The 20,724-nt window shown below is 51.4% G+C and carries 17 protein-coding genes, 1 tRNA gene and 1 pseudogene; 11 read left to right on the top strand and 8 right to left on the bottom strand.

Annotation, left to right across the window (positions count from 1 at the left end):
• Nucleotides 1-40: 40 nt before the first annotated feature.
• From JRI46_05945 to JRI46_05935, 3 genes are all read right to left on the bottom strand, one after another.
• Nucleotides 41-229, bottom strand: a complete 189-nt coding sequence (locus JRI46_05945) for a hypothetical protein (GenBank protein MBW2039124.1) — start codon at nucleotides 227-229, stop codon at nucleotides 41-43.
• Between the two features lie 176 nt (nucleotides 230-405).
• Complete coding sequence (locus JRI46_05940; protein MBW2039123.1) at nucleotides 406-765, bottom strand: nucleotidyltransferase domain-containing protein; 360 nt, start codon at nucleotides 763-765, stop codon at nucleotides 406-408.
• Nucleotides 710-1,099 carry a HEPN domain-containing protein gene (locus JRI46_05935; protein ID MBW2039122.1) on the bottom strand — a complete coding sequence of 130 codons (390 nt, stop codon included), beginning with the start codon at nucleotides 1,097-1,099 and terminating at the stop codon, nucleotides 710-712. Before JRI46_05935 ends, JRI46_05940 begins: the two co-directional genes overlap by 56 nt.
• A gap of 179 nt (nucleotides 1,100-1,278) precedes the next feature.
• Between JRI46_05935 and JRI46_05930 the strand changes: the two genes are divergently transcribed.
• The 7 genes from JRI46_05930 to JRI46_05900 all read left to right on the top strand — a co-directional run bounded on the left by JRI46_05930 (nucleotide 1,279) and on the right by JRI46_05900 (nucleotide 9,227).
• Nucleotides 1,279-2,085, top strand: a complete 807-nt coding sequence (locus JRI46_05930; GenBank protein ID MBW2039121.1) for a uroporphyrinogen-III synthase — start codon at nucleotides 1,279-1,281, stop codon at nucleotides 2,083-2,085.
• A 14-nt stretch (nucleotides 2,086-2,099) separates the two neighbouring features.
• Nucleotides 2,100-3,074 carry a porphobilinogen synthase gene (gene hemB / locus JRI46_05925; GenBank protein ID MBW2039120.1) on the top strand — a complete coding sequence of 325 codons (975 nt, stop codon included), beginning with the start codon at nucleotides 2,100-2,102 and terminating at the stop codon, nucleotides 3,072-3,074.
• Between the two features lie 217 nt (nucleotides 3,075-3,291).
• On the top strand, nucleotides 3,292-4,362 hold the full coding sequence (ahbD, locus tag JRI46_05920) for a heme b synthase (protein MBW2039119.1): 1,071 nt from the start codon (nucleotides 3,292-3,294) through the stop codon (nucleotides 4,360-4,362).
• Nucleotides 4,363-4,396: 34 nt separating this feature from the next.
• Nucleotides 4,397-5,782 carry a sensor domain-containing diguanylate cyclase gene (locus JRI46_05915; protein ID MBW2039118.1) on the top strand — a complete coding sequence of 462 codons (1,386 nt, stop codon included), beginning with the start codon at nucleotides 4,397-4,399 and terminating at the stop codon, nucleotides 5,780-5,782.
• Nucleotides 5,783-5,989: 207 nt separating this feature from the next.
• Nucleotides 5,990-8,665, top strand: coding sequence for a DNA polymerase I (gene polA / locus JRI46_05910; GenBank protein MBW2039117.1), 2,676 nt, complete (start codon nucleotides 5,990-5,992; stop codon nucleotides 8,663-8,665).
• A 261-nt stretch (nucleotides 8,666-8,926) separates the two neighbouring features.
• The gene (locus JRI46_05905; GenBank protein ID MBW2039116.1) at nucleotides 8,927-9,160 is read left to right on the top strand and encodes a DUF3553 domain-containing protein; all 234 of its coding nucleotides are present in this window, start codon (nucleotides 8,927-8,929) and stop codon (nucleotides 9,158-9,160) included.
• Nucleotides 9,151-9,227: transfer RNA gene (locus JRI46_05900), tRNA-Arg, on the top strand. Before JRI46_05905 ends, JRI46_05900 begins: the two co-directional genes overlap by 10 nt.
• 2 nt (nucleotides 9,228-9,229) lie before the next feature.
• Here the strand turns inward: JRI46_05900 and topA are convergent.
• The 3 genes from topA to JRI46_05885 form a co-directional block, all read right to left on the bottom strand.
• Nucleotides 9,230-11,473, bottom strand: a complete 2,244-nt coding sequence (gene topA / locus JRI46_05895; GenBank protein ID MBW2039115.1) for a type I DNA topoisomerase — start codon at nucleotides 11,471-11,473, stop codon at nucleotides 9,230-9,232.
• 11 nt (nucleotides 11,474-11,484) lie between these two features.
• Complete coding sequence (dprA, locus tag JRI46_05890; protein ID MBW2039114.1) at nucleotides 11,485-12,564, bottom strand: DNA-protecting protein DprA; 1,080 nt, start codon at nucleotides 12,562-12,564, stop codon at nucleotides 11,485-11,487.
• A 224-nt stretch (nucleotides 12,565-12,788) separates the two neighbouring features.
• The gene (locus tag JRI46_05885) at nucleotides 12,789-13,838 is read right to left on the bottom strand and encodes a LysM peptidoglycan-binding domain-containing protein (protein ID MBW2039113.1); all 1,050 of its coding nucleotides are present in this window, start codon (nucleotides 13,836-13,838) and stop codon (nucleotides 12,789-12,791) included.
• A 511-nt stretch (nucleotides 13,839-14,349) separates the two neighbouring features.
• Here JRI46_05885 and JRI46_05880 point away from each other — a divergent pair.
• From JRI46_05880 to JRI46_05865, 4 genes and pseudogenes are all read left to right on the top strand, one after another.
• The gene (locus JRI46_05880) at nucleotides 14,350-14,721 is read left to right on the top strand and encodes a DUF2088 domain-containing protein (protein MBW2039112.1); all 372 of its coding nucleotides are present in this window, start codon (nucleotides 14,350-14,352) and stop codon (nucleotides 14,719-14,721) included.
• A gap of 8 nt (nucleotides 14,722-14,729) precedes the next feature.
• Nucleotides 14,730-14,969, top strand: a pseudogene (locus JRI46_05875) (DUF2088 domain-containing protein).
• 1,445 nt (nucleotides 14,970-16,414) lie between these two features.
• Nucleotides 16,415-16,693 (top strand): 4Fe-4S binding protein, encoded by a 279-nt coding sequence (locus JRI46_05870; GenBank protein MBW2039111.1) that lies wholly within the window; start codon nucleotides 16,415-16,417, stop codon nucleotides 16,691-16,693.
• Entirely contained in the window at nucleotides 16,690-17,229 is a 540-nt protein-coding gene (locus tag JRI46_05865; GenBank protein MBW2039110.1) for an indolepyruvate oxidoreductase subunit beta, read from the top strand. Before JRI46_05870 ends, JRI46_05865 begins: the two co-directional genes overlap by 4 nt.
• Nucleotides 17,230-17,410: 181 nt before the next feature.
• On the opposite strand, the gene JRI46_05860 is transcribed toward JRI46_05865, so the two are convergent.
• Together JRI46_05860 and JRI46_05855 are read right to left on the bottom strand one after the other, a co-directional pair.
• The gene (locus tag JRI46_05860; GenBank protein ID MBW2039109.1) at nucleotides 17,411-18,997 is read right to left on the bottom strand and encodes a tetratricopeptide repeat protein; all 1,587 of its coding nucleotides are present in this window, start codon (nucleotides 18,995-18,997) and stop codon (nucleotides 17,411-17,413) included.
• Nucleotides 18,998-19,166: 169 nt separating this feature from the next.
• Nucleotides 19,167-20,633 (bottom strand): glycosyltransferase family 39 protein, encoded by a 1,467-nt coding sequence (locus JRI46_05855; GenBank protein MBW2039108.1) that lies wholly within the window; start codon nucleotides 20,631-20,633, stop codon nucleotides 19,167-19,169.
• Nucleotides 20,634-20,724 lie beyond the last annotated feature (91 nt).

Raw genomic sequence — 20,724 nt, 5'->3', positions numbered from 1 at the left:
AAAGTTCTCAATAGTTAACCTTGCCTCAATTCGGGCCCCCTTATCCCTCGTTAACGTGCTCGAATCCCTTCGCTGATAAACACCTAAACGCCACCATGTCAACAATAACCGCCACCAGGAGTTGTATATAATACCGCTTATATTCATAAAGGTTCCTTATTAGCTCCTGGCGGAAGTTGGAGAAAAATCTTACCCGTTTAACCCCAATCCTCCGGTTTCTTTCTGCCATTCATCTCCATACTCCCTCTAAAACTCCTTATCGTAAACAGGGCAAAATTTGTTCTAAAAGTACCAAAACTCCTTCCACCTTTTTCGTTAATATAAATATCACTCTGAACCCTACTAACCTCTTGAAACGTTCTCACAAGTCCTCTTCGGTTATCTACCCACAAAACCAGTCAGGGACTATCGCTCAAACAAGGTAATCCCCCTCCTCATCGCCTCTTGGACTAGGGGATTATCCTGTTCTTTTTCTGTATAGGGGAAGACTTCAAGGGGGAAATTGAGGACAAACTTTTTGTGCCACTCATGAATCCTCTCCAGAAAGGGCTTATCGCTGTCTTCAAGTAGTATTAAGATATCTGCATCGCTTCCCGGCACTCCAGTCCTTTCAGCAAGGGAGCCGAACAGGACTATCTTGAGTACGTTCTCATCTTCCTTCCCCACCCTTTTTGCCGCTTTACGAATTTCTCGGAGCAGTCTTTCTTGATCAAGCCAGAATACCTTGACAGAATTCAAGGATTTTTCTGCTATAAACGATGGCATCTTCTGCGTCCCTCCTGGTGAAATATTCATACGGGCTCCCCGAGTCGAAGCCGTTGGGGTATCGTGTTGGGATATAATATTTATCCAGAATCCTAGCACAATTTAAGAAATCTTCATCAACGGCTGTCCTCTCCGAAAGAACCCTTAGGAGATCGAATACAGAGTGTCCCCAGGCAACCGCATTCAGCCTCTGAAATACTGCCTTGAGGGCTTTTTCTGCGGCTTGCTGCGCTATAAAACAAGCCCATTCAAAAGATTCTTTTTCCACTAGTCCTTCCGCAGCCTTTAAATCTCTTACGGCCTGATTTATCCAGTCTTTGCTTCTTTCCGGCACCTTTTCACCTCTTTTATTTTAAGTAATATATCATTAAAGCGGATGAAAATAAACTAAAAACTGCAAGGATACATGAGTTGACCGATCATAGGATTCTGGCCTTGTCTTTCATTATTTCATGGGATATAGTGAACTATATTGCTCAATAATTGAACTGGCAGAGATGAAAAGAGGTAGGGGTGACGGGTACAAAAAAGGGTGGGGGGGAGTTCCAGCCGCTGGCGGGTAGGCGGATCTTGATCACCAGGGCCCGAGGGCAGACCGAGGAACTCTCACGTCTGCTCGAAGATTACGGGGCCGAGGTGATTGCATTTCCTACCATAGTGATAGCCCCTCCAGAGGATTGGGGTCCCCTGGATAAGGTCATCGAGAGATTGAGTGCATACGACTGGGTCATCTTCACCAGTGTGAACGGGGTGAGGTCTTTTACCCAAAGGTTGAAGGAGAAGGGGGTGGATATAGCGGCCCTTGCGGTGAAGAAGATCTGCGCCATCGGCCCCCGAACCCAAAGGGAGTTGGAGGAGATGGGGCTAAATGTCACCTTTCTCCCCCCAGAGTATCGGGCAGAGGGGGTGGCCGATGGGTTGAGGGCCAAGGGGATCAAAGGGGAAAAGATCCTCTTGCCCAGGGCAAAGGGTGCTCGCAGAATCCTCCCCCAGGCCTTAAGGAAAGCAGGTGGGGTGGTAGATGAGGTGGAGGCCTATAGGGCGGTTAGGCCTACCGGGGACAGTGATTCCCTTGATGAAATTCTCCAGAAGGGTATAGATGTGGTGACCTTTACCAGTTCGTCTACTGCTCGAAACTTCATGGAGCTGTTGTCCGAAAGGAGGTCTATGAACGGGGTAAAGGTAGCCGTGATCGGACCTGTAACCGAAGAAACAGCCCGGAGCTATGGACTGGAGCCCGCCATCATCCCCTCGGAATATACCATCCCCGCCTTGGTTAAGGCCATTGTAGAACATTTTAAGAAGTTGCCACGTCGATGATAAAGGAGGCAAAGATGCGTTTTCCCTTCTATCGACCCCGCAGGCTCAGGGCCAATGAGGACTTCCGCCGTCTGATCAGGGAGACCACCGTGACAGTGAATGACCTGATCTATCCCCTCTTTGTCCGTCCTGGTAGGGGGGTAAGGAACCCCATCGGTTCCATGCCAGACTGTTACCAGCTTTCCATAGATGAATTGATCAAGGAGGCAAAAGAGGTCAAGGAATTGGGGATACCTGGGGTCATTCTATTCGGGATACCGGAGAAAAAGGATGAGGTTGCCTCGGAGGCCTATGACGCTGATGGTATCATCCAAAGGGCTATAAAGGCCCTAAAAGAGGCCGTCCCCGAGCTTCTGATCATCACCGATTGCTGCCTTTGCGAATATACCAGCCACGGGCATTGTGGCTTGGTGAAAGATGGGGTGATCTTGAACGATCCCACCTTGGAGCTTTTGGCCCGCCAGGCCCTCTCACATGTAAGGGCTGGAGCAGACATGATAGCCCCCTCTGATATGATGGACGGCAGGGTGAAGGCCATCCGAGAGCTCTTGGACCAGGAGGGCTATTCCCATATCCCCATCATGTCCTACAGCGCCAAATACGCCTCTGCATTCTATGGTCCCTTCCGGGAGGCAGCAGAGTCACCCCCGCAGTTTGGGGATCGCAGATCGTATCAGATGGATCCGGCCAACAGCGATGAGGCCATTCGAGAGGTGGCACTTGACCTAGAAGAAGGGGCGGACATCGTCATGATCAAGCCCGCCCTCGCTTATCTGGACATCATCTACCGGGTCAAGGTGGAGTTTGATATACCGGTAGCAGCCTACAATGTAAGCGGAGAATATGCCATGGTCAAGGGAGCAGATCAGCTTGGCTGGATAGATGGGGAGGGGGTAATGCGGGAGGTATTGCTCTCTATAAAGAGGGCAGGGGCGGATATCATCCTGACCTATTTCGCCAAGGAGATGGCGAAATTCCTGATGAAATAATGGATAATCATGTCTCTCTTGTGCTAAAAATATTCTCTAAATTGTCACCTGTTGTCTGTTGAAAGTGACAAAAATTGTCACTTTCAACATTTTTGGGTCATTCACCTTTACTCCCCCCGCAGAGAAGCCCTTTTGATTTTGCTTAGTTGTGCTACAATAAGGTGTTTATTGTTTGTAGGCACAAATTTTGATATTAAAAAGTCAAGGTGTGCAGGCGATGATGTCAGGGAATAGGGGTGTTTTAAGGGCAGATTTGAGGATGATCGCCTGGGAAGTGACCAGAAGTTGCAACCTCAGTTGTCTCCACTGCCGGGCAGCTGCTGAGAGGGGGCCGTACGAAGACGAGCTCACAACGGAGGAGTGTTTCCGGTTCATAGATGAGGTCGCCGCCTTTAGCAAACCGGTATTGATCCTCACTGGTGGGGAGCCGCTGTTGCGGGAGGACATCTTTGAGGTCGCCGCCTATAGTAGGCGTAAGGGGCTGCGGGCGGTAATGGCTGTTAACGGGACCCTCTTGGATGCCGAAAAGGCGACTGCGGCCAAACGAGCTGGCATCCAGAGGGTAAGCGTAAGCCTGGATGGCGCTTTGGCTGAGAGTCATGATCGATTTCGCGGGGTAGTCGGAGCCTTTGCAGGGGCCATGGAAGGGATAAGATACCTCAAGGAGGCGGGGTTGGATTTTCAGATCAACACAACTGTGACCAAAAGAAATCTGGCAGAGATAGAGGATATCCTCAAGTTGACCATACGGTTGGGGGCTGTGGCCCATCATATATTTCTCTTAGTCCCCACAGGGAGGGGGAAGGACTTGGCCGGAGAAGAGATCACCCCAGAGGACTATGAGCGGACCTTGGGGTGGTTCTACGAACAGGGGGACAAAGTGCCAATACAGTTTAAGGCCACCTGTGCCCCCCAGTATTATCGCATCGTCCATCAGCACGGGGGTGCCAAGGCCCGTAGAGGAGAAATGGAAGGACTGGATGCCTTTACCCGGGGGTGCTTGGGCGGGATTTCCTTCTGTTTTCTCTCTCACAGAGGTGATGCTCAGCCATGCGGTTATCTGGAGATCACCGGCGGAAACATCAGAGAAAAGCCCTTTAAGGAGATTTGGGAGGAGGCAGAGGTATTCAATAAATTAAGGAAATTAAACAACTTAAAGGGGAAATGCGGTAGGTGCGAATATCGGGTGGTGTGCGGTGGGTGCAGGGCCAGGGCCTTTGCCTTCACCGGTGACTACCTAGAAGAAGAGCCCTTTTGTCCCTACGAACCCCTGCTAGGTATTTCATAAACTTGGTTGAGGTGGGTAATGAGGAAGACAAGGTATGAAAGACAAAGATAAGACAAAAGATCAACTTATAAATGAATTGAAAAAAATGCGCCAACGTATTAATGAGCTGAAAGCATTAGAAACCGAGCGCAAGCAGGCAGAGGAGGCGCTGCGGGAAAGCGAGGAGAAACTCGTAGGAATTGTCAGTTCTGTAACGGATCACATGAGCATGATAGACGAGCAACACAATATTTTGTGGGCTAACGATGTCGCAAAGAGTTTGTTCGGGGCAAACATAGTTGGAAAGAAGTGTTATACCACTTACCACAGATGTGATAAAGTTTGCGAGCCGTGCATAGTGGAGAAATGCTTCAAAGACGGCAAAATTCATGAACATGAAACTAAAGTTATCACCGCCAATGGAAGAGAAATGGACTTCTGGTGTACGGCCAGCGTGGCTGCGCGGTACGAGGATGGCCGACCAAAGATAGTGGTAGAAGTTTCCCGCGACATCACCGAGCGCAAAAGTGCGAAGGAGTTATTGCAAAAGGAGAAGGAGACCTTTTTCTCCATGCTTCAGAAGGCCCCCTATGGTGTAGTCTTGATCGACAAGGATGGGGAATATCTCTATATCAATCCTGAATTCACCCGCATTACCGGCTATACCCTCCAGGACGTCCCCACCGAAAAGGATTGGTTTTATAAGGCCTATCCAGACCCGAAATACAGGAAGAAGGTCATCGGTACCTGGAAGCGGGATTTTGCCCAAATGGAGGTTGATAGAGTATTTAGTGTCGTTTGCAAAGATAGGGAGGTTAAGGAGATAGAGTTCAAACCAACCTTATTAGAAGACGGCAGGGTCATAGTTACGTTGTCCGATGTCACCGAACGCAAGCGGGCGGAGCAACAACTCGCCTATATGGCCACGCATGATCCCCTGACCGGCCTGCCCAACCGGATGCTGTTCAATGACCGTCTCACCCTGGCACTGGCTCACGCGCAACGCAAACAGCAAAAACTGGCAATGATGTTGCTCGATCTGGATCGATTCAAGGAAGTCAATGATACGTTGGGACACAGCGCAGGGGACAAGTTGCTGCAAGCTGTTGGCGATCGACTGGCAAGACTTCTGCGCAAAAGCGATACTGTTGCCCGCATGGGGGGCGACGAATTTTTGCTGTTATTACCGGAAATAGTTCGGATGGAATATGTGGCCAAGATTGCCCAAAAGATCCTAGAAGCCTTTCGAGAGCCCTTTGTGCTTGATGACCACAAACTCCATATCACCACAAGCATTGGGATTGCCATCTATCCCGAGGACGGTGAATATACTGATACCTTGATGAAGAATGCCGACATCGCCATGTACCGCGCCAAGCAAAAGGGCCGGGACAACTACCAACGCTACACTCCGGCTATGACCGACAAAAGCGTGGAGTAAATACTAGTAGTTGTCTGAAATTGCCGCCTAAAAACCAACGGTTCAGGTATACTCTTGAGGAATGTAGGATTTTGAGGTATTAGTAGTTTGTGGAAAATTGTTTGTTGTCCCAATTCGGTATTCTTATTTGGTAGGGATAAGCAGACCTCACTTAAAAAAGGTATTAAGGCTGTTGTACAGTCTTGAATCTTTTGTTAGCAGGTTAACATGCTTCCCCTGAAAAGATTATTTTTGATCGACGGCAGCTCTTATATCTACCGCGCCTTTTACGCCATCAGGGGGTTGTCCACCTCCAAAGGCATTCCCACCAATGCCATATTTGGCTTTACCTCTATGTTGTTGAAGGTGCTGAGGGATCATAAGCCCGATGGGGTGGCTGTGGTCTTTGATGCCAAAGGCCCCACCTTCCGCAATAAGCTCTACTCCGATTATAAGGCCAATAGACCTGACATGCCCGATGACCTCGCTCCCCAGATTCCTTACATCAAGAATATCGTGGAGGCCTTCCGGATACCCATCTTGGAAAAGGAGGGCTATGAGGCAGATGACCTGATCGGAACCATCGCAAAAGGGGCGGAGAGAGAGGGCTTAGAGGTGGTCATCATCAGCGGGGACAAGGATTTTCTTCAACTGGTGAGTGAAAAGATCACCACCCTTGACACCATGAAAGATGCCCACATGGGCCTTCAAGAGGTGAAGGAACGGTTTGGGGTTGAACCTGAGCGCCTACCAGACATCATGGGGCTGGCCGGGGATAGCATCGACAACATCCCCGGCATCCCGGGAATAGGCGAGAAGACAGCTGCGGATTTGATAAAGAGGTTTGGAGGCCTAGATCCGTTATTGCAAAAATCAAGAGATATGGATGAAAAGGAGATCAAGAAAAAGATCAAAGAGAGTTTGAGGACGTATGAGGACCAGGCGCTGCTGAGCAGGGAGCTGGCCACCATTGACATCTATGTCCCCATAGAGGTTCGCTGGAACGACTTCCTTCTTTCCCCACCGGATGAGGAGAGCCTGAGGGCCATCTTCAAGGAACTTGAATTCTATAAATTCCTCCAAGAGCTCTTACCGCAAAAGAGCATTTCTTATGAGGACTATCACCTCATAACGGATGAGGAGGGGCTGAAGGAGCTGCTGGCCTGTTTAAAGGAGGGAGAGACCTTTTCCGTGGACCTAGAGACCACCTCCCGCGACCCCATAAACGCCATGATTGTTGGGTTCTCCTTTTCTGCCAGACCCCATGAGGCCTATTATGTCCCTGTTGGTCATGATTATCCAGGGGCACCCCCACAGCTTACTCAACCACTGGTCTTGGAGAGATTAAGGCCCCTCCTTGAAGACACCCAGCAGGGGAAGTATGGTCAAAACATAAAATATGACTACCTTGTCCTCAGGCGCCATGGGGTGAGGCTAGCGGGGATCAAATGCGACACCATGATCGCCTCCTACCTCCTCAACCCTACCAAGCGTAGTCATAGTCTGGAGAGCATTGCCCAAGAGTATCTGGAGCACCAGATGATCACCTATAAGGAGGTGACGAAGAAGGGACAGGGGTTTCAGAAGGTAGCTCTCCAGCAGGCCAAGGAATATTCCTGTGAAGATGCCGATGTCACTTTCCTCTTGGCCGAGATGCTCCTAAAGAAATTGGAGGAGGAGGGTCTCAAAGAGCTCTTTTTTCAGATAGAGCTCCCTTTGGTGGAAGTCCTTGCCGAAATGGAGCTCTGGGGTGTTAGGATCAAGCCCGACCTCCTCCTGGAGCTCTCCAAGGAGTTGGAGGCGAGGCTCTGGGGGTTGAAGGAAAAGGTCTTCGATCTGGTGGGTGAGGAGTTCAATATTAACTCCACCCAGCAGTTGGGGAAGATTCTCTTTGAGAAGCTCCGTCTGCCAATAATCAAAAAGACCAAAACCGGTTATTCCACCGATGTAGAGGTCCTCCAGGAATTGGCCAAGGAGCATGAACTACCCAGGGCGGTCTTGGAATATCGCAGTCTGGCAAAACTGAGATCGACCTATGCCGATGCCCTACCCAAACTGATAGATCCCTCCACAGGGAGGGTGCATACATCTTATAATCAAACGGTAACAGCCACCGGAAGGCTTTCTAGCAGCGACCCCAACCTGCAAAATATCCCCATCCGCACAGAGGAAGGCCGAAGGATACGGGAGGCCTTTGTGCCTGAAGATAGGTGGTGGATGATCTCCGCAGACTATTCCCAGATCGAGCTGAGGATCCTCGCCCATCTGTCAAAAGATGCCACCCTCATCGAGGCCTTTCAAAGGGGAGAGGACATCCACGCCAGGACGGCTTCGGAGATGTTCAGCCTCCCCCCTGACGAGGTAACCCCTCAGATGCGCCGGGAGGCCAAGGTGATCAATTTTGGGATCGTCTACGGGATGAGCCCTCATGGTTTGGCCAAGGAGCTGGGCGTAGAGCCTAAAGTTGCTGCCGAGTACATCGAGGAATATTTCCGAAGGTATCATGGAGTAAAGGCCTATATAGAGGGGACCCTGCAGGAGGCTAGGGAAAAGGGATATGTGACTACCCTCTATCATCGGCGCAGATACCTCCCCGAGATCAACAGCTCTAATCGTTCTGCACGACAATTTGCAGAGAGGACAGCCATAAATACCCCTATCCAAGGGACTGCAGCGGATCTGATCAAGATGGCCATGATCAGGATCTACAAGTCCATAAAGGAGGGAGGGTTTAAGGCCAAGATGATCATTCAAGTCCATGACGAGTTGGTCTTGGAGGCCCCGGATGATGAGGTAGGAGAGGTAGAGAAGATGGTAAAGAAGGAGATGGAGGGGGTGATGGAGCTGGCCGTTCCTCTCAAGGTATCTGTGGCGAGGGGGAGGAACTGGGGTGAGATACACTAAGTAAACTATCCCGCCACAGGCGGGACAGTTTGGGGGGTCAAGGATGCAAGGATTCAAGGGTTCGAGTGAAAAGCATTCAAACATGTTTGCAGTATCCCTGACCCCTTTCCCGCGAAACGCGGGATTGAACCCTTTTGGGACAAAGATCGAACCAAAATCTTCGCCTAAAGACGAGGGTTTTCTCCCTGAATGGGACAATAAACCCAAACGTGAGGGTTTACCCCTTGTCAATAGGGGCCTTTTGCGCTAAATATAGAGATAATGAAGGGGCGCCACACATATCTGCAGGCGGGAGATTCTGTCTATCATAGGAGATATTCCCAGTGGGGTATAGGGGAGGTGGTGGAGGAGTGGAATCCCAATCTTCCCGGGGGGTTATGTTTTGTAAAAGTGGAATTCCAAGATGGAAGGTTAAGGATATTCGACAACGATTTCAAGAGCTTATCTTGTTGTTATTATACCGGCTTGATCAGGATAGATAGAAGGGGCGATTAGCTCAGTTGGATAGAGCGTTGGCCTCCGGAGCCAGAGGCCGGGGGTTCGAATCCCCCATCGCCCGCCATATTAATCCTTTTCTTCTTGGTAATTACATTCCCTCTCTTTACAGACTATTTTAGTACCTTCTTTTGACCTCCTCTCCACCAGAAAGGGGGCGCCGCATCGGGGACATGGGCGAGGGATCGGCCTCTCCCAAAGGGCAAAACGACATTGAGGGTAATTGCTGCAACTGTAAAAGATCTTCCCTTTCTTCGTCCTCCTCTGGACCAACTCCCCTCCACATCCCTGTTGTGGACATCTTACCCCTGTGCTAAGGGGTTTGGTACCTTTACAATCAGGATATTTGGAACATGCCAGGAATCTCCCATACTTGCCCTCTTTGATCAGCATCGGGCTGCCGCACAACGGGCATCTTTCATCTGCGCTCTGGGCCTCTTTGACCATGATCTTTCCCTCTCCATCCCTGGTGAACATCTTGGCGTTTTTACATTCCGGGTAGGCAGAACAGGATAGGAATTCGCCATATTTCCCCCACCTGATCTCCATCTTGCTGCCGCACTGGTCGCAGATGATCTCCGTCGGTGTCCTCTCACGCTTGACGTCCCTCATTCTCTCTCCGGCCCTCCTGAGGTTTTCCTCAAAGGAGGTATAAAACTCCTCTAGGACCTTTATCCAGGTGACCTTCTGCTCCTCGATCTTGTCCAAATTCTCCTCCAACTGTGCAGTGAAACCAACATCCATAATGGTGGGGAAGTTCTCGCTGAGGAGATCCGTCACCAAAGATCCCAGCTCAGTGGGATGGAATTTACGCTCGATGAGCTTTACATACCTCTTCTCCTGAACGGTGGAAAGGATAGTGGCATAAGTAGAAGGCCTCCCTATCCCCTTCTCCTCCAGCTCCCTGACCAAGGTACTCTCGGTGAAGCGGGGGGGTGGTTGGGTGAAGTGCTGCTTAGGGGTGAGAGCGAGGAGTTCCAATTCCTGCCCGGAATTTAGAGGTGGCAAAATCCCCCCTTCTTCCTCGCCTTCCTGGTAATCCTTACCCTCTACATATACGGCCCTGAATCCGGAAAACTTCATCACGCTTCCCGTCGCCAAAAAGAGGTGGTCATCGGCCCTGATCTTGATGGTCGTTTGGTCAAAGAGGGCGGGATGCATCTGACAGGCGATGAATCTCTCCCAAATCAACTTATATAAGGACCACTGGCCAGGGGTCAGATACCCCTTTACCTTTTCTGGGGGCAAGTCCAGGGAGGTCGGACGGACGGCCTCATGGGCCTCCTGGGCCCCAGGGCGACTTTTGTAGTGATTAGGCTTGGCAGGCAGATAATCTTCACCGAACCTCTGTCGGATCAACTCCCTGACCCCCCTAACAGCGTCTTGGGATAGACGGACGGAATCGGTACGCATATAGGTGATAAGCCCCACCCTTCCCCACTCCCCGAGATCGACCCCCTCATAGAGCTGTTGAGCAATGAGCATGGTCCTTTTGGCCGAGAAGCGCAGTTTTCGGGAGGCCTCTTGCTGCAGGGTGCTGGTGATGAAGGGGGGAGATGGATAGCGCTTCTTCTCCTTCTTCACCACATCCTCGACCACAAACCTCTTCCCCCCCAGACCATCTATGATCCCATTGGCCTCTTTTTCGTTGCTGATCTTTACCTTTTCCCCCTTAAGTTGCGTCAGCTTGGCCTCAAAGGGAGGGGGGGTTTGCGGGTGTTGGAGTAGCGCCGTGATGGTCCAGTATTCTTGGGGGACGAAGTCCCTGACCTCCCTCTCTCGGTCACATATAAGCCTTAGGGCCACTGATTGGACGCGACCGGCGCTCAACCCCCTTTTCACCTTTTGCCACAAGAGGGGGCTGATCTTATACCCAACTAATCTATCTAAGATCCTGCGGGCCTGCTGGGCTTGATAGAGACTCTCCTGGAGCTCTCGGGGGTTTTTGATGGCCTTGATGACGGCCTGTGGGGTGATCTCATGGATGAGGGCCCGATATATCCTCTTTCCCCCATTTCCTAACTCCTCGGCGATATGCCAGGCGATGGCCTCCCCCTCCCGGTCGGGGTCAGGGGCGAGGTATATCTCCTTGATATCCCGGCTAGCCCTTTTCAGCTCCTCAATGATCTTCTTCTTTCCTTTGATCACCACATATTGGGGCCTAAATCTATTCTCTATATCCACCCCCAGCTTGTTCTCTGGGAGGTCCTTGATGTGTCCTATTGAGGCCTTCACCACAAAGTCCTTCCCCAAAAATTTGTTGATGGTCCTCGCCTTGGCAGGTGACTCTACGATGACCAGAGACTTCCCCATGAATCCCTCCTTCAGTTGCGCACAAACATCTTTCCCCCCAACTGACTGATCAATCCCTTAAGCTCCAATTCCAATAGGATGGTGGATACCCGTTGGACCTCCATCTGGCCCTGCCTGCTGATCTCATCGATGTGCAAAGGGGTATGGGAGAGAAGTTGCAGTATAACTTGTTCCTCATCATTGAGGACAGGGAGCTCTTCATGCCGGGCCTTGCCCCTGTATTGGGGGAAGATCTCCGTCAATATGTCACCTGCCCCCTCCACCAATTTCGCCCCCTGTTTGATCAACCTATTTGTCCCCTGGCTTGTGGTCATCCCCACGTTCCCAGGAACGGCAAAGACCTCTCGACCCTGTTCCAAGGCGTGGGAGGCAGTGATAAGGGAGCCACTATCCGCCGTGGCCTCCACAATCACTACCCCCAAGGAGAGACCACTGATGATCCTGTTCCTCTTGGGGAAGTTTTTCCCCTCGGGAGGAGTGGAGAGGGGGAACTCAGAGATGACTGCGCCATGGTCGATGATGTCAAAAAATAGCCTCTTATTCTCCGGGGGGTAGATGATATCGACCCCGCAGCCGAGCACCGCAATGGTCCTCCCTCCGGCCTCCAAGGCCCCGAGGTGGGCAAACGTATCTATCCCCCTGGCCATCCCGCTCACCACCGTCACCCCCGCAGAGGATAGCTCCTTACTGATCCTCTTGGTTACCGCCCGCCCGTATGGGGAACCTCTGCGGGAGCCCACGATGGCAACCGCTAGGGAGTCCTCTTCCCCCAATTCCCCCCGCATATATAAGAGGGGAGGGAAATCGTAGATCTGGAGGAGGTCTCGCGGATAGCCCTGATCTCGGAAGGTGAGGATGGATACCCCCAACCCTTCCGCCTTCTTCAATTCCTCTGCGGCGACCTCCTCCACCGGAAAATCATTAATGGCCTTTATCGTCTTTTCCCCTATCCCCTCCACAGCACTTAGTTCTCGCACGGAGGCGGCAAAGACCCCCTGTGGATTTTGAAATTTGGCCACCAAATTTCGATATGCAATGGGTCCCACCCCAGGGACCATATTCAGGGCAAGCCAATAGAGCTTATCTTCCATCTAAAACCTCATGAGGGTCTATCTCATAGGGTTCCAGGGCCCCGGGGTTCTAGTTTAAAGACAAACCCCTTGAACCCTAGAATCCTCGAACCCTGTCTTATATGGAGTTTCAGAGGGCGAAGCCCCCTGGAGTGAGGCTGGCTTACAAGGATAATTACCTGAGGGCTAATAGTCAAGGGGCAATGACGAGGTAAGGAGTCTTCCACAAAGATCACATAGGGATATCAATCGGTGACGCCTATGACCTCGTCTCCCACATGGATGGGGAGTCGGCTCTTCGTAATGAGGGCGGTGGAGGTCTTCTTTTGCGTCGTGATGACGATTAACCTCCCGATGATATCGTCGGGAAGCTTGACCTTTTTCTTGGAGATAGGGTCTATTGCCCACTGCCCTCGACGAAACACTTGAAAGAGGTGCCCTGGCTTGATCTCATCCCCCTCCCCACGGTCGATATAGACTATATTACCTTCACCCAAGTCATCCTTTTTCCTTTTCGACGCCGCAATCCATCCATAAAGAGGCCTTTCCAACTTGTTTATAGCAAGCTCCTCTCGGGGAGGTAAATAGGGCAGGAGTTCATCACCCCTGAGGATGGGATCAAAAGAGAGGGTTATCAGACCCATCTTAGTCTCACCCTCAGGTTCAGTGACTTTAACTATCCCCAAGATCATGACCTTTCTTCCTATCACCTTGTGGGTGATGGGGTGTCTTATCAGGTCCCCCACCCTGAAGATGGTGAACTTATCGCCCTTTTTTACCAACATTCCCTTCTGAAAGGTGAGATGGACCTCATCCCCCTCGCTCAACATCACTATGTCCTCTCTGGCACCGACGATACTGCCGATCCCCTCCATCTCCTCCGTTATGAAACCGGCGGAATAGACCTCTGGATAGGAGAAGAGCTTAATCCTGACAGGAGGTGGAGGAAGGGCAGCAGGAACCTCCTCCACCTTGGGGGGAAGGACAGGCTTCGCCACTTCCACCTTGGGCGGTTTTCCCTCTTCTATCAATACCTTATAGGGGTAGAGACGGATACGGTCCCCTGGATAGATCCAGTGTGGGTTGGTGATATATTGGTTTTGCTGCCAGAGCCTAGGCCACAGAAAGGGATCACCGTAGAACCTCTGAGATATATCCCACAGGGTATCCCCCTTTTTCACTATGTAGTCCATCTCCTTATCCAAGGCCTTCTGGGCAGTGGGGGCCTCTCCTGCACGGCCAAGACCAAAGAGGAGAATCATCAACCCCAGGAAGACTATCAAGCCCTTCTTCATCTGCCACCTCTCATCTTCGAAAAGGATAACCGCTTAATCTTATTGATTAAAACAAGATAAAGCCTACCTTCTGTCCCTTTTTGTTTACAACTATATTTAATTTTTGTCAAGTCGAAAGTTCATCTTTTCGTAATGCCTCAGTTATCAGGGGACAAGAGGCCCTTTGAAGCCCATCCCACCAAGACTGAGGTATTACATCTTTTCCCTTGTCCAGGGGGGGAGGTTAGTATTATAATAAAATTTAGATCTTCTCCCCTTCAGTTGTTGGAATTGAAAGGATTCAAGGAGTCAACAGATACAGGGTCCTAGGGGCCAAGGGGTCCAGTGGTCGAGTGAAATACACTAGAACCGCTCGGCTGAGCTCGCCGCAAGCCCTAGAATCCTTCCTGCCTGTGCCGTGCCGGACACGGCAGACAGGGAATCCTAGAACCCTTCACTTTGAATCCTTGGCCCTTTTTAGCAACTTTCTTTAGAAAAAACCTGAAATTTTCAATTCTAAGCGAAGGTCTTTATGAGATTCGCCGCTCTCAAATTACCGGGGTGGACATGGGCAGAGGAGAAGATAGAAATCTATCTTCCCCAAGATTGGCAGGTCACCATCTACCCTATGAAGGGGTGGTCAGCCCCCAAGATCCCTCCCTCCAAAATGATCGCTGCCCTGCGCAATCCCCTGGGCACTCCCCCCCTAAAGGAGCTTATCAAGGGGAGAAAGGAGGTAGCCATCATATTCGATGACCTTTCCCGGCCTACCAGGGTGGAGGAGATCGCCTTACAACTCATAGAGGAACTGCTCAATGCCGGTATCAAAGAGGAGGGTATTAGGTTCGTGGTGGCCTTAGGGGCCCACGCCCCCCATAACTATGCGATCTTAGGAGTAAGTTAGGGGAGGAGATCCTCGCGGGGTTCCCGGTCTTTAACCACAACCCCTATGAGAACTGTATAGAAATAGGAGAGACATCAGGCGGTGTCCCTATCGAGGTCAATCAGGAGGTGGCCTCCTGTGACCTGAAGATAGGGATTGGGGCCATCCTGCCCCATACCTTTGCCGGCTTCAGCGGAGGGGGCAAGATCGTCATGCCCGGGGTCGCCAGCATGGAGAGTATCGTCGCCCATCATGAGCGGGTGCTGCGGGGACCGGCTGGAGGGCAGAGGTGGGCCTGGGAGCAGATTGAGGAGGCATCCCTCAAGGCGGGGCTTGATCTGAAGATAGACTGTCTCATCAACGGCCGTGGGGAGACGGCGGCCATCTTTGCCGGAGATCCAATAAAGGCCTATCATGAAGGGGTCCAAGAGGCCCGAAGGTTTTACGCCACCGACATGGTAGGTGCAAACGATATCGTCATCGCCAATGCCTCGGCCAAGGCGACGGAGGCGGCCATCGCCGCGTTAGAGAGGGTTATCGGGGATGAAGGGGCCAGGATAGCCCTGGAAAAGAGGCAAGAAGGGAATGACCTCCGGATAGCAGTAGTCGGAGGAGGATCAGCGGGGTTGACATGCGCCTACCACCTGGCCCTTTTGGGCTATGAGGTCCAGCTTTTCGAGGCGCAGTCCGAGCTCGGCGGGGTGTTGAGATATGGTATTCCCCCCTACCGCCTCCCTAAGCAGGTCTTGAGCAGGGAGATAGGGCGGATCAAATCCCTGGGTGTCAAGATAAGCACAGGGGTGAAGGTGGGGGTTGATCTTCCCTTTGAAGAATTAAGGAGGGGGTTTAATGCCATATTCCTGGCCACCGGGGCCCATCAGGGTAGGAGGTTGGGGATACCGGGTGAGGATCTAAAGGGGGTATATCAGGGGCTTGATATCTTACAGACCGTCAATATAGGAGAAAAACTCGAGATAAAGGGAAAGATAGGGGTCATCGGCGGGGGAAATACAGCGATAGACGTGGCCCGCTCCCTCCTCAGGCTGGGGTGTCAGCCAGTGATCTTCTACCGAAGGACAAGGGAGGAGATGCCGGCCTATTCCCTGGAAGTAGAAGAGGCCCTGGCAGAAGGGGTGGAGATAGAGTATCTGGTCTCCCCAGTGAGGGTCCTGGGGGAAAATGGGCGAATCGTGGGATTGAAATTGGCGAGGATGCGCCTAGGAGATCTGGGAGATGATGGCCGAAGGGAGGTGCACCCTCTTGATGCCCCACCTTTTACAGTAGGGCTGGATGGGGTGGTAGTGGCCATAGGGGAGGACCCTGACCTCTCTTTTTTGCCCCATGGGTTGGATGATCTGGAGAGGGAAGGGATCTTCCTGGGGGGTGACCTCCTCCCTAATCCTCGCACTGTGGCCCATGCCCTGGGATCGGGCCGCAGGGGGGCCCTGGCCATCCACAGATACCTCCAAGGCGAGGTGGATCTGTCATCCCCCCAAAAGGTGAGAAATCCTCAGAAGGCCACCATAGGGGATATCGACCTAAGCTGGTTCCCCAAGGGTGAGAGGGTCCCCCTGCCCAGGATCTCTAAAGAGGAGGCGGTGAAGGGATTTCAGGAGGTCCACAAGGGGATATCTTTGGCCGAGGCACAGAGGGAGGCAGCAGAGAGGTGCTTTCATTGCGGCAGTTGTACAAGGTGCGATTTCTGTCTGATCTCGTGTCCGGAGGAAGCGATAGTGAGAGAGGGGAGGTTTACAGGATCGACCCTGATAGATGCACCCTCTGCCGCCTTTGTGCCGAGGTGTGCCCGCGGGGGGCCATCTCCATGCCTTTGGTCGAGGGCTGTGTAAGCTGTGGATATTGCCTCAAGCTCTTTGAGTGTCCTTCCCTTATCATGGGCAATGACCAGGTGGAGGTAGATGAGCGGACCTGCATTCAGTGTGGCCTCTGCGTCTATGCCTGCCCGCAAGGGGCGATTAAGGAGCGCAGAGGATGAGCCTACAGATGATCTTCACCGGGGTGGGGGGGCAGGGGGTCCTGTTTGCCACCCGTGTCTTCTATGAGTTGGCCCATACCAAGGGAGAGTCGGTCTTCGGCTCGGAGACCCATGGGATGAGTCAGCGAGGCGGCTCTGTGGTCTCCCACCTCAAGATAGGCCCATATCATAGCCCCTTGGTTGCAAGGGGGAGGGCCGATGTCCTCTTCGGGTTTCAGAAGGAGGAGGGGCTGAGGAATCTCCCCATGGTGAGGAGAGGGGGTGCTGCTATCATCAACACCCCTGGCCAGCTTCCCCAAGGGGAGGCAAAGGAAAAAGGGATAGCCTTCTATGTCTTAGATGCTGATGGGCTGGCCACGGAGATCGGGAATCCTTTGGCTGCCAACCTCGTACTCATCGGCTACGGTATCTCCACCGTTAGGCTTCCTTACACCTATGAGGAGATAAAGGAGGTGGTCTCTGGTATCACCCCCCCTCGCCTGAAGGAGGCCAACCTAATGGCCCTGGAAGTGGGCTACTCATCAGCAGGGCCTTAACCCCTCCTTGCTTCAATGCCCAGGGTTTGTGGTAAAGCTCGTCTCATAATCAACCAACTGCAGCAACATTCAAACCCCGCCCTTTGCAAAGACTTTCCTTTCAAATATCCCGACAAGGTCCTTCAACAGACCAGACCTGACACACACCTCTTCTCCTGGCTTTTAGGGCCCCGAGCGCTTCTCATCTCACGTAGGTTATCTCTGCCGCCCCCACAAACAGATTTCTATCCTCTCTAACCTTTTTCCCATCTACTTCTTTTACCAGACAGAGATCATTGGAAAAATAGATCCAGAGACTGTAGATACCTGTACTCACATCCTTGGTGAAGGAATAGGGTCTAAATTCCCGGGTGGTCACATCGGCCTCTCCGATGATCTCTTGGTTCAATTTGACCACCATGTGTGGCCATACCCCTTGGGCTGGGGTACCCCGAACGTAGATCTTAAAGAGGATCCTACCCCGATACAACTGTATCCGGGTATAGCATCCCCCCTTCCAATAAAGGCTTCCTCCTGCCCTGCCCTGCCATTCTGAAGGTAGGATGCGATGGGTAACCACCTCCCTCATAACGATATCTCGATATTGCTGGGCCAAATCCCCCATCCCTTCCTCTTCATATATATCGATGAGATAAGAGAGTGCGTGAAGGTGTCGGGGGTTCTTGACGAGTGTCTTTTGGAAGGCCACGATTGCCTTTTTATAATTCCCTTGGGTAAAATATATCCTGCCCAACCGGAAGTTCACCCTGGGGTCTTGAGGTTGTATCTGCAGGGCCTGCCTATAGGCACAAAAGGCCTCCTTTTGCCTCCCTTGTGCCTCCAAGACATCTGCCAATATGAAAATCTCCTTAAATTTTAAAGGAGGGACCAATTTCGCCAGCTCTTCCCATGAAAGGTAGGGGTTGCGCTCTATCACCCTTTGAAAGGCCTCTCTCGCCTTCCCTGTTCTCCCCTCTTCAGTTAGGAGTCTCGCAAGACCGACATGGGCCATAAAACAATCGGGGTCCTCTCTCAAGACCTTCTTATAATTCATCCGTGCTCCTTCTAGATCGCCAACCCAGAGCTTCAGGTTACCTATCCGCTCATAGGCGGCCAACTTTATAGAAACTATGGAAGACACCTTATTCCTTTCCAACATTGCCTCCCATCTCTTTATCAGCTCCGTAGCCCCCTCCTGGGTTGGCGGGGTATTGAGAAGCGCTCTATATTCAGAGATCGTCCCTTGAAGGTGAAAAAGGCTAGTTAAAAGAACACAGAGTAGCACCCCTGCTAAAGCAAGGGGGAGGGGGGATTTGATGGCCCCTCCATAGAATCCCAACAAATAGAACCCAATGAGGTACTGCAAGGGGACATTTATGAGCAAAATAGCGAAGGAATAATCAGGATAAACCTTAAATTGAGGGGAAATTGCGGGGAGATTGAACAAGAAAATGGCCAAGAGGATAAGGGAAATGACGATGAGGTGAGGATAAAGATGGGTTTCTGAGAGGGCCTCCCAATCCCTTTGACCTTTTCTACCTTTAAGCGAACCTAAAGATAACGCTACGGCACCCAACCAGGTGGCCGAGGTGATCCAGGCTACTGGTTCCCTTAGCCACCACCCCATATGCCCGGGGTGGAAGTTGGCGATCAAGGGCTGGTCCAAAAGATAGATAAAGAGTCCCAGCAGGAGATACCTTCTGCGGCCTGTGCTCCAGGGGGTAAAAAAGATGGTAAAGACAACGATGAAAAAGATCAGCTCTTTCCAGCTGAGAAGAAAAGAAGTCATCTTATGACCCTTACAAGCTCAGAAATTCCCCCAAAAAATTTGAATATTACGGCAGAAAATTATTTCGCTACGATACAATATACTCCCCTTGCACAATGAGGGCTTCCCGGATATGATTGTCACAGATTCTAAGCAGTAGCTATGAACCCATCAGGATTCTATTGATGGGCTACTCATTTCCTCTTAGTCTATAGACGTAGATGATCCTTCCCTTCCTTCCATAGGGATGACGGAGGATGAGTTCCAGCTCCCCTTCCTTCTCGAAAGGGGTTAAAGACTTTGAGATGCTACTCCGTTTCTCCTCTATTACCAAGTAATCAATTCCTGCCCTCTTCCCCCTGTTGACTATCTTCTCTGGGGTGGCCTTTGGAGGAATAGACAAATACCTCCCCCCTGCATAGTAGGCCACCCGGGGGATATTGGTCAGGATCAGGGGCGGCGACAGGGATTGCTCTCGCAACCAAAGTCCAACCTCCTTGCGCCCGATCTTATCTAATCTTTGGGGCTGAAGGGAGATGGGCACGATCGTCAGCAGGATGAGCATAACAAAAATGACGGCATTGAGCTTGGGATATCTCGTGAACCTATTATCGATAAACTCCCTCATCTTCACAAAACCAAACCCTGCCCAGAGATAAAAGAGAAAGATAGCAGGCAGGAGATATCTCCCCGACGCATATAAAAGGGGAAAAAAGATGATAATAAGCGCCACCATCAACAAGGCAATGTACCTCTCCTCAGTGCCGAACTCCTTGGCCTTCACCCTCCACCCGAGACCGACTAGGGCGAGGAGAAAGGGCAAGGGATAGGCCTTTTCTATGAACCTGCCTATGATATAGAGGGATCTCTCTCCAATATGGGACAGGCTTGGCAACTGATATACGAACCATCGCTGAAGAATCCCCTCTGCGGCGGCATAGGGCTTTTTTACAATCCAAAATTCCCAACCCCAGATCCCAGGGATGACAAAGGCCATAATGACCCCAAAGAACAAAATGACCACAAAAAGATAACGATATGCTAACTTCTTCTCCCTCAACCTTTCCCGTAAGCCAACATATACCAGCCAAAGCCCCAATACCAACAACACCTCCAGGGTGATCATGCGGGTCAGGGCACCTGCTACGGCAAAGACCACTGTCCAGATCAGCCATGCCCTTCTCCCTTCCCTCAAAAATTCCAAGGAGCAGTATACTGAGGAGAAAAAGAAAAAGATAAACGCCCCCTCCTTCAATACATCCACCGAACTCCACAGCATCAGGGGATTGATTAGATAGAGTAGTGTTGTCCAGAAGGCAGGCTTTGGGCCGAATAGGGACTTTCCTATGAAATAAAGGGGGAATACAGCCAGGATGCTAAAAATAATGGAGATGAGCTGGCCCGCCAGCTCGAAGTCACCTGTTATATGGGAAAAAAGAGAGAGCAAAAAAGGATACAGTGGAAGCTGGGGCTGGAGCAGGGCTTGAAGATACTCACCTTCATAAAAGAGCTTGGCCACAGGTATGTACTGGAAGGCCCCATCTTTAGCGATCAGATAGATCTGGGAGAAGGCATAGAGCCTCAGGACAAGGCCGAGGGCAAGCAGGGTGATTAAATTCCCCTTGTCCTCTTTCGATAAATCAAGTCGAGGGGACACCCTCTTTCCTCCTTATCAACTCAGGATTAAAGACGATGAGGATCAATTCCCCCAGGATTCCCCCAGTGAAGTTCATCAAGATGTCCCTGGG

It is taken from the genome of Deltaproteobacteria bacterium, from assembly GCA_019308925.1.
Taxonomy (GTDB): Bacteria; Desulfobacterota; B13-G15; order B13-G15; family RBG-16-54-18; genus JAFDHG01.
This window is presented reverse-complemented; position numbering and strand designations above follow the sequence as displayed.

Bases quoted from the DNA above. Each gene is read 5' to 3' on its own strand.
- JRI46_05945 (MBW2039124.1), bottom strand. From the start codon at position 229: ATGGCAGAAAGAAACCGGAGGATTGGGGTTAAACGGGTAAGATTTTTC.
- JRI46_05940 (MBW2039123.1), bottom strand. From the start codon at position 765: ATGCCATCGTTTATAGCAGAAAAATCCTTGAATTCTGTCAAGGTATTC.
- hemB (MBW2039120.1), top strand. From the start codon at position 2,100: ATGCGTTTTCCCTTCTATCGACCCCGCAGGCTCAGGGCCAATGAGGAC.
- ahbD (MBW2039119.1), top strand. From the start codon at position 3,292: ATGATGTCAGGGAATAGGGGTGTTTTAAGGGCAGATTTGAGGATGATC.
- JRI46_05915 (MBW2039118.1), top strand. From the start codon at position 4,397: ATGAAAGACAAAGATAAGACAAAAGATCAACTTATAAATGAATTGAAA.
- polA (MBW2039117.1), top strand. From the start codon at position 5,990: ATGCTTCCCCTGAAAAGATTATTTTTGATCGACGGCAGCTCTTATATC.
- JRI46_05905 (MBW2039116.1), top strand. From the start codon at position 8,927: ATGAAGGGGCGCCACACATATCTGCAGGCGGGAGATTCTGTCTATCAT.
- topA (MBW2039115.1), bottom strand. From the start codon at position 11,473: ATGGGGAAGTCTCTGGTCATCGTAGAGTCACCTGCCAAGGCGAGGACC.
- dprA (MBW2039114.1), bottom strand. From the start codon at position 12,564: ATGGAAGATAAGCTCTATTGGCTTGCCCTGAATATGGTCCCTGGGGTG.
- JRI46_05885 (MBW2039113.1), bottom strand. From the start codon at position 13,838: ATGAAGAAGGGCTTGATAGTCTTCCTGGGGTTGATGATTCTCCTCTTT.
- JRI46_05880 (MBW2039112.1), top strand. From the start codon at position 14,350: ATGAGATTCGCCGCTCTCAAATTACCGGGGTGGACATGGGCAGAGGAG.
- JRI46_05865 (MBW2039110.1), top strand. From the start codon at position 16,690: ATGAGCCTACAGATGATCTTCACCGGGGTGGGGGGGCAGGGGGTCCTG.
- JRI46_05860 (MBW2039109.1), bottom strand. From the start codon at position 18,997: ATGACTTCTTTTCTTCTCAGCTGGAAAGAGCTGATCTTTTTCATCGTT.